The 13,444-nt window shown below is 32.0% G+C and carries 6 protein-coding genes, 1 tRNA gene and 1 pseudogene; 6 read left to right on the forward strand and 2 right to left on the reverse strand.

Translation table 11 applies throughout. The features are described from left to right. The 4 genes from ACIQZC_RS05215 to ACIQZC_RS05230 all read left to right on the forward strand — a co-directional run. Positions 1-1,621 (forward strand): gliding motility-associated C-terminal domain-containing protein (locus tag ACIQZC_RS05215; protein ID WP_396138182.1); only part of this gene is annotated, 1,621 nt, incomplete at its 5' end. Positions 1,622-1,623: 2 nt separating this feature from the next. Beyond that, positions 1,624-2,574 (forward strand): type IX secretion system membrane protein PorP/SprF, encoded by a 951-nt coding sequence (locus ACIQZC_RS05220; protein WP_396138183.1) that lies wholly within the window; start codon positions 1,624-1,626, stop codon positions 2,572-2,574. A gap of 13 nt (positions 2,575-2,587) precedes the next feature. Beyond that, on the forward strand, positions 2,588-4,534 hold the full coding sequence (locus ACIQZC_RS05225) for an OmpA family protein (protein ID WP_396138184.1): 1,947 nt from the start codon (positions 2,588-2,590) through the stop codon (positions 4,532-4,534). 218 nt (positions 4,535-4,752) lie between these two features. After that, on the forward strand, positions 4,753-6,186 hold the full coding sequence (locus ACIQZC_RS05230; RefSeq protein ID WP_396138185.1) for a hypothetical protein: 1,434 nt from the start codon (positions 4,753-4,755) through the stop codon (positions 6,184-6,186). Positions 6,187-6,269: 83 nt separating this feature from the next. Here ACIQZC_RS05230 and ACIQZC_RS05235 read toward each other — a convergent pair whose 3' ends face one another. Continuing rightward, on the reverse strand, positions 6,270-11,306 hold the full coding sequence (locus tag ACIQZC_RS05235) for a DUF642 domain-containing protein (protein ID WP_396138186.1): 5,037 nt from the start codon (positions 11,304-11,306) through the stop codon (positions 6,270-6,272). A 395-nt stretch (positions 11,307-11,701) separates the two neighbouring features. After that, positions 11,702-11,774: transfer RNA gene (locus ACIQZC_RS05240), tRNA-Phe, on the reverse strand. A gap of 122 nt (positions 11,775-11,896) precedes the next feature. Between ACIQZC_RS05240 and ACIQZC_RS05245 the strand changes: the two genes are divergently transcribed. Both ACIQZC_RS05245 and ACIQZC_RS05250 read left to right on the forward strand, forming a co-directional pair. Beyond that, positions 11,897-12,631 (forward strand): type III pantothenate kinase, encoded by a 735-nt coding sequence (locus tag ACIQZC_RS05245; RefSeq protein ID WP_396138187.1) that lies wholly within the window; start codon positions 11,897-11,899, stop codon positions 12,629-12,631. Beyond that, positions 12,624-13,444: pseudogene (locus ACIQZC_RS05250) on the forward strand (hypothetical protein); the annotation flags it as partial. The gene ACIQZC_RS05245 and the pseudogene ACIQZC_RS05250, both read left to right, overlap by 8 nt.

Raw genomic sequence — 13,444 nt, forward strand, 5'->3', positions numbered from 1 at the left:
AACATATACATACACTTTTACAGATTGTGAAGGAACTACTCATGATTGGGTTTACACTTACACCATTGAAAGATTAGATTTCACCATGCCAGCTAACCAAGGTTCAACAGTTGCATGTGCGGCTAACATAGTAGCACCAAACGTTCCAGCGGTAACAGATAATTGTGGAACTACATTAACAGCAAGTGCGCCAGTAATTTCAACTGCTCCAACTTGTGAGGGAGATGTAACGTACACATACACTTTTACAGATTGTGAAGGAACTACTCATGATTGGGTTTACACTTACACAATTGATGATAATATCGCTCCAACAGGAACTGCACCTGGAAATTTAACATTTCAATGTATTGCAGAAGTACCTGTTGCAAATATTACATCGGTTACAGATGAGGCTGACAACTGTTCAGGTTCGGTTGTCGTAACTGTAGCGGATGCAAATAATGGGGGAACTGGATGTTCAGGAAATCCTTATGTTGTTACTAGAACTTATACACTGACTGATTGTGCAGGAAATGTAACAAATTTAGTTCAAACCATAACCGTTCAAGATACAATTGCGCCTATTATTACTTCAGCAGTTGGTAGTTTAGATATAACTTTAGAATGTTCTGATGCTGTAGCTATTTCCGCGGCTTTAGCTTCTGTACCTGTAGCTACCGATAACTGTACTTCATCATTACAAATTCATTTGATAACAGATACAACAACAATCAGTACGTTGTGTGCAAATACATATATCAGAACACGTGTTTGGAATTTTACTGATGGATGTTCTAATTTGAGTAGTAATTTTACACAAATCATAACTATTCAAGATGACACTAAACCAAATTTTATTGGTCAATTGCCTCAAGATTTAACATTAGAATGCAATCAAATTGTGCCTTCTGCTGCAGTATTGACAGCATCAGATAATTGTAATGGCATAGTAACAATTGATTTTGAAGAACAAACAATTGCAGGGTCATGTCCAAGTAATTCAACAATTTTAAGAACCTGGACAGCAACAGATATTTGCGGTAATTTTGAAACGCATTCACAAGAAATTACAATTGAAGATAATACTCCACCAACTTTTGATCAAGAAATTAGAACTCCAGAATTATATACAAAATGTGATGCTATACCAGCCCCACAAGAATTTAATGTTGTAGATTTATGCGGTACCGCAACTGTTTCATATAATGAAGTTAATATAGAAGGAGATTGTACTAACAAATATAGAATAGAACGTACTTGGAGAGCTACAGACTCTTGCGGTAATTTTAGAGAAATTACACAAACAGTATATTTGGCATGTGATGTTGAAGTATTTAATGCGGTTTCACCGGATGGAGATGGTTTAAACGATTCTTTTAGAATTGAAGGACTTGAATGTTATCCTAACAATACCGTTGAAATTTATAATAGATGGGGTGTTAAAGTCTATGAAACATCTAGCTATGATAATTTTGCTAATTCATTTAAAGGATTTTCAGACGGAAGGACTACTATGTCAAGAAGTGAAAAATTACCTACGGGAACCTATTGGTATATTTTAAAATATGAATATGATTTATATGGTACAGAAAAAGAAAATAAACAAAAAATAGGATATTTATATATTCAAAATGATTAAAAATGATGCATAAAAAAACTAATAATATATCAGGTTTAAACAAAATTATTTTACTTTTTTTGTTTGTACTACTTGGTGTTTCAAATGTTGAAGCGCAACAAGACGCACAGTTTACTCAGTACATGTACAATACCGTAAATGTAAATCCGGCTTATGCTGGTTCAAGAGGCGTTATGAGTATATTTGGTGTTTATAGAGCACAATGGGTTGGCCTTGAAGGAGCGCCCACTACTAAGGCAGCTTCTATTCACACTCCAATTAATAATTCAAATGTTGGATTAGGAGTATCTGTAATTCAAGATGAGATTGGACCTTCAGATAAAAGTACTATTTCAGCAGATTTTTCCTATACTTTAAATACATCAGAAAATTATAAATTATCGTTTGGTTTGAAAGGAACAGCTAGTTTATTTAATGTTGATTATACAAAATTAAATAGATATGATTTAAATGATCCGCGATTTCAGAACAATATTGACAATCAATTTTCGCCAAACATAGGAGCAGGAGTTTACTATCATTCCGATAAATTATATGCAGGAATTTCGGTGCCCTTTATTTTAGAAACCAAACATTTTAATGATAATGCTACTTCAGTGGCTAAAGATGCGATGCATTATTACTTTATTGGAGGATATGTTTTTGATCTATCAGAAACCACAAAATTCAAACCAGCTTTTTTGGCTAAGTCTGTTGCAGGTTCACCTTTACAGCTTGATTTAACTGCAAATTTCATGTTTAATGATAAATTTGTAGTTGGAGGAGCTTGGCGATGGAGTGCGGCTATGAGTGGCTTGGTTGGTTTTCAAGTTAATGAAAATTGGTTTATTGGATATACCTACGATACTGATACAACAAGATTAGCAAATTATAATTCGGGATCACACGAATTCTTTTTAAGATATGAATTTAAAGGAAAACAAGAAAAAGTTGTTTCACCAAGATTTTTCTAATATGATAAATAGTATGAAAATAAAAAATAGTTTTTTAGTTTGTTTTTTGATTTTTGGATTTTTTAGTTTTTCGCAAAAAGTACAACTTAAAAAGGCCGATGCAAATTATGATCAATTTCATTATGTAAATGCTATAAAAACATATGAAAAAGTTGCCAATAAGGGCTATAAATCAGTAGAATTGTTTAGTAAATTAGGCGACTCTTACTATTTTCAATCCAATCTCAATGAGGCAAATAAATGGTATGAACAGCTATTTTCTTTAAATGAGAAAGTAGATACAGAATACTATTTTAGATATGCACAAACATTAAAATCGATTGGTGATTACCAAAAATCTGACGCTACAATGGCTCAATTTAATAAGCTTAATAGTGCAGATTTACGCGCAATTTTATCTAATAATCAAACAAATTATTTAGAAGAAATTAAAAAGAATTCAGGAAGGTATCGTATTGAAAATGCAGGAATTAATTCGGAGTATTCTGATTATGGAACTTCATTTTATAAAAATACATTAGTCTTTACATCTGCAAGAGATACCGGAGGCGTTTTTGTAAAAAAACACAATTGGACCAATCAATCTTACACTAATTTATATGGAGCTGTTATTTCAGATAATGGTAACTTAGAGGCTCCGGTGAAATTTTCAAAAAAAATTGACTCTAAATTTCATGAGTCAACACCCGTATTTACAAATGATGGCTTGACGATGTATTTTACTCGTAATAATTTTTTAAATGGTAAAAAGGGTAGGGATAGTAATAAAACCATACTATTAAAATTGTATAAAGCTACTAAAAATGGAGATTCTTGGGATAATATTGTTGAATTGCCTTTTAATAGTAACGAGTATAATTGTGCTCATCCTGCTTTAAGTCCTGATGAGAAAACACTATATTTTTCTTCAAATATGCCAGGAACCAAAGGGCTTTCGGATATTTATAAAGTTGCAATACTTTCTGATGGCGCTTTTGGAAAACCAGTTAATTTAGGAGGATCAATTAATACTGAAGCCAGAGAAACGTTTCCTTTTATTTCAAATACTAATGAATTGTATTTTTCTTCAGATGGACATCCTGGGCTAGGAGGATTGGATGTTTTTATCACGCAACTTAAGGAAGATGGAACACATGGAAAAATCAAAAATGTTGGAGCGCCTGTAAATAGTAATTCAGATGATTTTGCATTTATTATGGATACCGCTTCTAAAAATGGTTTCTTTAGTTCTAATAGAAAAGAAGATAATTTAGGGTTTGATGATATTTATAAATGTACTGAAACAATTCCAGTGCCAAAAGATTGTCAACAAAGTATTACAGGATTGCTAGTTGATGCAGAAACTAAATTACTTATGCCTGGCGTTAAAGTTGTATTGTATGATATTAATTATGTAAAAATCGATGAATTAACCACAGATCAAAATGGTAAATTTGATTTTGGTCAAGTTGCGTGTGAAACAAAATTCAGAATTCAATTTGAACAAAAGGAATATGCTTCAAAGGAAACCCTTGTCATTACTCCAAAAGATTCTGGAATTACAGATATTTTAATTGAGTTAACACCAAATTTACAACCATTACAAGTTGGTAGAGATTTAAGAAAAACATTAGGTATTGATATCATTTATTTTGATTTAGACAAATCAAATATTCGTCCAGATGCTGCCGTTGAATTAGCTAAAATATTGGAAGTCATGAAAGAGTATCCAACTCTTGAAATAGATGTTCGTTCTCATACTGATAGTCGTCAAACTTCAAAATATAATGTAAGCCTATCTGAAAGACGAGCCAAATCAACAATAAAGTGGTTAGTAGAGAATGGAGTAGCGCCAAATCGATTAACAGGCAAAGGGTATGGAGAAACCCAATTATTGAATAGTTGTGCAGATGATATTCCATGCACTGAAGAAGAGCATCAAGCCAATAGAAGAAGTGAGTTTATAATAACAAAACTATAGCTGATTCAACTTTTCGTGAGACAATGTTTCTTTTGAAAAGCAGCTAGAATAGTTTTAAATAGTTTAATAATGATGGTGTGTCTTTTGACGCATCATCATTGTTTTTTAATATATTTAGTGTAATTTAGTTTCATCTTAAGAACAATTTAAAATATGATTATTTAGATTTCAAAATGGCTATTAAAAACACAATATTTAATATAATTAAGTCGCTTTCAATGAATGAGAAAAGATATTTCAAAATTTATTGCAAGCAACATGTGTTAAATGGTCAAAATAAATATGTTTTGTTATTTGATTTAATTGATCAGCAAATTGTTTTTGATAATTCGTCTATTAAAGTAGAATTAAAGAAACATAAATTTTCAACAAATAATTTCTCTTCGGATATTAATTATTTAACCAAAATTCTTTTAAAATGTTTAAATGAATTTCATTCTGAAAAAACATCTGATTTAAGAATGAAACAAAATTTAATCACAATTGAAATTCTATTTTACAAAGGACTTTATGAAGAATGCTTGCATCTAATTTCAAAAACTAAACGAATTAAACTTGCAGAAGAGAATAAAAATTTACTTTCTGATCTTTTAAATTGGGAAAAAAAATGCGTTGGCTATTCCAGGGGATTATTAGGAGCTATTGAAGTAAATAATCAATTGGATATTTATTTTGATGATTTAAAAGAAAAAAAAATCATTACCGATTTATATTATAAAAGTTATAATTATAAAAATATAATAGGAAAAATTTCTATAGAAAATTTAACACTTGAATTTGAAACAGCAGTAATTAAGCCTTTAAATAAAAAACAGTTTGAACTGAAAACGCTTCAATCAAATGTTTTTTATAATTTAATATTTGCTAATTATTACAAGGTTAAAAACGAAAAAGAAAATGAGCTAATTTATTTAAGAAAAGTAATCTCAATTTATGAAGAGAATGAGGAATATAAATTTGAAAATCCACTTGATTTTATATCCATTTACATCAGAATAATTGATATTAACAAAAGAAAAGATTCCCCCGTTTTTTATACCGATTTAGAGAAATTAAAAGGATTTAATTCCATCATTAGTTTGCAAAATAAAGTGGCAGAAGAACGAATTTTCCTTCATTCAAATCAGTTGGAACTAGAACATTTGTTGTACATCAATAAAACCACAGAAGCATTTATACTTCTTGACTTTCTCAAGTCGGCTCTAATGCAGAAAAAATACAACGTTGAGCCTTATTATTTAATTTCTACGTACTATCTTTTTACAGCGGCATATATTTCTATTAAGAATTTCTCCTTGGCTTTAAAATATGCAAATACCATATTAAATGAATATCAATTCAATCAACACCCAAAAGCCTATATTCAAGCAGAATTTTTAAATATTGTAATTCATTACGAACTTAAAAATTATGTTTTGGTATTAAAATTTATTAACCAGTTGCAAAAGAAATACCGCCCAAATTTTAGATTTAGTTATTTTGAATTAGAGATATTAAAGACAATCACTAAAGTATCCAAAAACCCACATATTGTTAATGAAAAAGTAGTGTTTACCAAATTAAAAAACGAAATTTTTGAGAAGTACGAAGAGTCGCAATTGATTTATAATAATTATTTAAAATATATAATTTCTAAAACTTTAATTCAATAATTAGAAATACAATAAAATAAGAGAGGCTGTCAAATTTGACAGCCTCTCTATCATTAATAATTATGTAGGGGAAAAACTTTTAATTATTTTTTAATTAAACGTTGTGATTTAATATTCTCACCTTGTTTAACTATTACATTATAAATACCAGTTGGTAAAGACTCGCCAATTCTAATTGAATTGATGTCCTCTTTATTGAATGTTTTGTTTTCAATATTTCTTCCTTGGATATCATAAACGCTTACTTCAATCATTTCATTGTTGTCGGAAACAACATTTAAAGAGAATGACGACACAGTAGGATTTGGAAATAAAATTACGTTGTAATTTATTACTTTTTCTAATTTTTTTCCTTCTGTTTCTCTATTCCCATTAATCGATCCGTTACATGAAGTCACATTAAATGCTGAAGAAGTAAGGTTACTTCCATCATTTAAAGTAACGGTTACGCTATAACTACCAACTTGATTCACTGAAATTGTAGGTGTAGTTGCTCCATTTGACCATAAATAACTAACAATATTATTGTTGTTTAATAATGATAAAATTGTAGATGAACCATTACAAATTTCATTAAATCCAATAACTACTGAACTATTATTCGCACAATCGTAGTAATTAAAATTAACATCATCAATTAAATTTCCAGCTCCAGCTGAAAATCCTGTTACTCCTTCGATTAGAATTCTAACTTTAGTTTGGTTTAGTGCACTACTATAATTTGCTGTAATTTTCTTCCAAAGATTACGAGTAGCCGTTACATTAAACGAATAAATATTAGAGTTATTTGTTGGGTCAAAAAGGGTTACTTTAATAGATTCATTTGCAACCATACGAGCTCTATACATAAAACTCAATTGTAACGATTTATTAGCTAAAACAGTAACATCTTGGTAAATTTTACCATAAGTACTTCCATTTACTTCAATATACTGACTTCCGTTTGGTACAGGAATACCCAATACATTTTTGTGTACTTCAATTTTGTTATTGTCTGCTAAGTTTGTCCAACTTGGAACAGAAACTATACCCCAAGATGATGTTATTGCTGGGTTTTCAAATGATCCATTAACTAATAGATTGTTTGAAGCCGGGCAATACGTACATACATAAGTAGTAACAACAATTTGTTTTTCAATACTACATCCGTTACTATTTGAAATAGTTACAGAATAAGTACCAGGTGTTGTTACATTAATTGAAGCTGAAGTAGCACCTGTATTCCATAGATAAATACTACCACCTGTTGCAGTTAATGTGTTTGTTGAGCCAGAGCAGAAAGATGTCGCTCCATCAATACCTGCACTAGTTAAGAAGTCACCAACCACAAAAGGAGCAGAAATAATGCTTGTTCCATTTGCAAACGTAACTTTCACAAAATAACTACCTGGTTGATCAACCGTAATAGAAGATGTTGTAGCACTATTTGACCATAAATAACTTACAGCATTTGTAGCGTTAGTTACACTTAGTGTAGCATCATTTTCTTCACAAATATAATTTGAACCAATAATTGTAGCGGTATTCGGACCACAATCTACATAATTTAACATTACATCATCTAAGTAATTTCCACTACCAGGACTTAATGATGTAATAGTTTGGAATCTCACTCTAACAGAAGTTTGATTTGCAGCAGTTACATAATTTCCAGTAATTTTTTTCCAAATTCCGTGAACTGCAGTTACATCAAATGTATATACATTACTATCGTTAGTTGGGTCAGAAAGAGTTACACGTAATTTTTCTATACCAACTGCACTTTCTCTAGCTCTATGCATAAAGCTTAATTCTAAAGATTTGTTTGGTAATACTGTAACATCTTGGTGAATATTTCCTCTTTGATTTGCATTTAATTCAACAAATTGAATACCGTTTGCAGGAGGTGTCCAACAACCAGTGCAATATAAATTCGCACCCATCATTTCAATTTTGTTTCCATCAACTGCATTTGTCCAATAAGGCATTTGTGCAAATCCGTATCGACCTCCATTTGAAGGGTTTTCAAAAGATCCATTTTGTAATAAGTTACCAATAGTAGGACAAGCAAAATTGCAGTAATTTGTATTGATGATTAAAGAAGTTTCCGCTTCACAACCATTTGCATTAGTAACTGTTACCGAGTAAGTTCCACTAGTATTTACCGAAATAGAAGCTGTTGTAGCACCTGTATTCCATAAATATGAAGTTCCTTCTGAAGCAGTTAATGTACTTGTTTCTCCAAAACAGAAACTAGTTCCATTAGAAGAAGTAATAGTTGCAATTAAAGCTTCTGGTTCTGTAATTACTACTGAAGCAGTAGTTTCACATCCATTAGCATCTGTAATTGTAAATTGATGTGGTCCAACAGGTAAACCTAATGGAGAAGGAGAAACAGTATAAGGAGCTGTTCCACCAGTAACATTAACAGTTACATCAGTTGTTCCACCATTACATAAAATAGTTCCTGCAGTAGCAGAAGCTGTTAATGCAGTACCTGTTACATCCCAAGCACAAGAAGTTGTGTTGAATGTTGCAGTTTCGTAACAAGCTAAAGTAGGTTGAGCTGGTTGAGTTCCAGTTACATCCCAAGCACAAGAAGTTGTGTTGAACGTTGCGGTTTCGTAACAAGCTACTGTAGGTTGAGCTGGTTGAGTTCCCGTTACATCCCAAGCACAAGAAGTTGTGTTAAACGTTGCAGTTTCGTAACAAGCTACTGTAGGTTGAGCAGGTTGAGTTCCTGTTACATCCCAAGCACAAGAAGTTGTGTTGAATGTTGCAGTTTCATAACAAGCTACTGTTGGTTGAGCTGGTTGCGTTCCTGTTACATCCCAAGCACAAGAAGTTGTGTTGAATGTAGCAGTTTCATAACAAGCTACTGTTGGTTGAGCCGGTTGCGTTCCTGTTACATCCCAAGCACATGAAGTGGTGTTGAAAGTCGCAGTTTCATAACAAGCTACTGTAGGTTGAGCTGGTTGAGTACCTGTTACATCCCAAGCACAAGAAGTTGTGTTGAATGTAGCAGTTTCATAACAAGCTACTGTTGGTTGAGCCGGTTGCGTTCCTGTTACATCCCAAGCACAAGAAGTAGTGTTGAATGTTGCCGTTTGATAACAAGCTAATGCTGGTTGTGCTGGTTGCGTTCCAGTTACTTCCCAAGCACATGTAGCAGCGTTTAGCGTAGCTGTTTGATAACATGCAATTGTTGGTTGCGCTGGTGCAGCCGTAATGGTAAATGTACTTGTTGTAGTACAAGTTGGAAATGAGGCATTAGGGGTATACGTAATCGTATAATTTCCAGCAGTTGAAGTTGATGGAGTAATTACTCCAGTTGCAGCATCAATTGTTAATCCTGTTGTACTTGTGAAAGTTCCTCCTGCAGGGCTGAATGTAGGTGTAACAGCAGTGCTTGCAGAACAAACTCCAGAATTTGGATATGATAAAGTTGGGTTACAAGTATAACATCCACTTAAAGAAAGAACCATTGTACAAGTAGCATTTGGGCTATTTGGACTTTGGTCACTTACTGTAAAAGTAATGGTATGATTTCCATTTCCTAAAGAACTTAATGAAGTTCCAGGAGCTGGAGATTGAGAAATTGTAAAATCACAATCATCAAAAGCTGCGATTAATGGACGGTAATCTGGTAATGTACCTGAACAAGAAGACAACGTTTGATTTGGTGCACAAGCCGTAATTACTGGTGCATTAGCTTCAGTAGCACAGTTTACTGCAATTGTACATCCTGCAATGGTTGTACCACAACTAGCTGTTGCGTCTGCTGTAGCTGTTAATGAATTACTTCCAGTAGTTAATGTTCCAAATAATGAAAAGTTATTTCCTGTAATTCCATCGCGATTTGCAGTGGCAGAAGCTCCAGAATTAGTAACAATTACTTTTTGAGAAGTATTATTTAAAGTACCTGCAATATAGATATTTTTTGCATCTGAATGAAAATTTGTTAAGTCATTTGCAAATTTACTATTATTAATGGTCAATAATAAAGCACTGTTAGGTTGCACATAAAAATCTAAACCATTGTCAAAATTGTATGCTGGCATATTTGAATTGTCAAAGAAACACGTATCAAATGAAAAAGTACCTACACTTCCTCTTAAAGAAATTGCGGCACCATCATTTGAAGTGTTAGAACTGAACTGGCAAACATAACCAGTTGGATTAGTAGTTGCACAAAAGAAAGCCCCTTGGAATTTACAATTGGTAAAGCTTGCTAATAAATTCACATCTGTACTCGCGGCATAATAATGCCCTCCTCCATTTGTGTTAGCACTAGAATCACCTTGAATGTAATTTCTGTTAAAACACGAGTTAGTTACAGTTAGTTTTCCTGCATTTTGTGCAATAGCACCTCCGGCAATAGCCGAGTTGCCATCAAAAGAAGTATTATCTACAGTCACTACAGAAGTTGTCCCAGAGATTTCAATTGCTCCCCCTTTACCATCTGCATCACGTGATTGTGAAAACGCTGAATTTTTAACGATTAAATTACAAGAATTCACTTTAATTGCTCCTCCCGAAGCCCCATTAAATCCTGAACAACTAAAAAATAAGCCGTCAAATGTTGAGCTTGAACCACTAGATAAATAAATACTTTCTCCCGTAGTAGCATTTCCGAAATTTTTCTTCATTACTACATTGGTCAATTTAAAACCAGTAATGTTGGTATTTACTAACAACACTTGTCCGTTTCCTGATCCTAAGAAAAAGTCATACAATTGTAAGTTTTGAATACTTACGTTGTTTGCGGCAATTGTAGCAAAACGATTATTGGTATGGCTGGTAAAAATAGTATTTCCAGTTCCTGCACCAATAATGGTAATGGCTTTGTTAAAAGTAAACATCATGTTACCTGAACCCGTAAAGGTTCCTTTGTCGACATAAATAATGTCACCAGCAGCAGCAGCTGTAAAAGCAGCGCCTAAAGTTAATTTTGGTGCACTAGCAGATGTTCCTGCGTTAGCATCGTTACCAATAGCGGTTGTGTAAATGTCTCCACTCGTGGAGTTGTCATTTACATACCACTTGGTCTGGGCTTGCATCGCAGAGCTCGCAAGCATTAGGAAACACAAATACTTTGTTTTCCTAATCGTGTCATTCAGACGAGTAAAAATCTCACTCATAAAATAATTGATTTAAAGTTAGTTATTAGGGTTTTAATTAATCCAATTTTGTAAATAATCGAGCAAAAATAAGTTACTTATTATTAGCTAGTTATAAAAAAAAATTGTAAAAATAGTAAGTCAAAAGAAATTTAATAATTCATAATATATTTATTATGAATATTTTAAGTATAAAAAAGAATAATTTTTTATTGTAAGTCAGAGCAAAAAAATTATTTAAAATATAGACAAAAATCTACAATTATCAACGGTTTTTTGGCAGCTACAACAGCATAATTTATTGATAATGAATAAAATATAACTTAAAAATAGGTATCAATAATTATAAAGTACTAATTAAAGACCATAAAAAATTCCTAATTACTTAGTTTATAAGTGATTAGGAATATTTTTTGTGGTACCTCCAGGGATCGAACCAGGGACACATGGATTTTCAGTCCATTGCTCTACCATCTGAGCTAAGGTACCTTGCGATTTTTAGGTACTGCTACCTTTTCATTGCGGGTGCAAATATAGAATCTATTTTATATAATCCAAAACAATTTTTAAAAAAAATCAATTTGTATATTTGCCAAACTAAAAACCATGATATGCTTTTAACTATTGATGTTGGGAATTCTAGAATTAAAGCGGCTGTATTTGAAGAAGATACCCTAGTAGAATTGTTTATTATGGGTGAAAATGATGCCGTTCTTATTTTTTCTGAAATTTTCATAAAATATCCAAAAATTAAAAGTGCCATCTTCTCATCAGTTGGGAAATTAGACGCTGAAGTTTTGGATACCTTACAAAAGCATGTTGAACTACAAATTATAAATCATACTATAAAATTACCTTTTACGAATAACTACACCACACCAAAAACCCTTGGTATAGACCGTATGGTACTTGCTGCCGGAGCAACATTAAAGTATCCCAAGAAAAATAGGTTAGTTATTGATGTTGGAACCTGTGTTACTTATGATTTTATTGATCAGGAAAATAACTATTTAGGAGGAGCAATTTCGCCAGGTATCGCGTTACGGTATAAAAGTTTAAATGATTATACTCAAAACCTACCTTTATTAGAATTAAATAGTACTGAAACTTTCATAGGAAATTCAACCGAAAATTCAATTCATAGCGGTGTTATCAATGGATTAACCTATGAAATTGAGGGCTTTATTTCCCAATATTTTCATAAATATCAGGATTTAACAGTAATTTTAACAGGAGGAGACGCAGAATTTTTGGCTAAAAGATTAAAAAGCACCATATTTGCCAATTCAAATTTCTTACTAGAAAGTTTACGTCTTTTATCAACTTATATAAATCAAAATGATTAAAAAAATTTCTGCGTTAGTACTACTACTAATTTCTTCAATTTCTTGGGCTCAAGACAATACGGCATCTCCTTATTCATATTATGGCTTAGGCGAAATCAAGTTTAAAGGAACTCACGACGTAAGAGCAATGGGTGGAGTTAGTATTTTTAATGATAGTATTCAATTGAATATAGCAAATCCGGCTTCTTTCTCAAAATTAAAAACTACTGCATTTACCATTGGAGCAAATTCATCTTTTTCAAAATTTAATACAAACGAAGTTACCGAAAAAGCACAACGCACAAATATTGATTATTTAGCCATTGGTTTTCCGTATGGTAAATTTGGATTTACTTTCGGAATAATGCCCTATTCGGCTGTTGGTTTTAAAATAGCAAACACAGCTACTCAAACTGACAATACAGAACGAAGTATTTTGAATTTAGGAAATGGAAATATTAATAAACTTTATTTTGGAGCGGCATATACTATCACAAAAAAATTAAGTGTTGGTTTTGATCTGGGATATAATTTTGGAGATATTACCACAGAATATGTAGAGTCTATTTATTCTCCTTTAGTTTTACAATTGCGTAGTAGAGAAAAAAACAATTCCAAAATCAGTGGAATTTCTTTAAATACAGGGTTTTTGTATAAAACTAAAATCAATTCAAAATTAGATTTAAATGCTGGTCTAACGTATCATCCTGAAGTAACATTGAGTTCTGAGAATGAGCGAAAAATAGCGACCATTATTTATAATATTAATGGAGCAGAATTAATAAGTGAGGAAAATACCATTCCTGTTAATGACACCAAATTAAAAATCCCAAC

The organism is Flavobacterium sp. (assembly GCF_044338735.1).
Taxonomy (GTDB): domain Bacteria; phylum Bacteroidota; class Bacteroidia; order Flavobacteriales; family Flavobacteriaceae; genus Flavobacterium.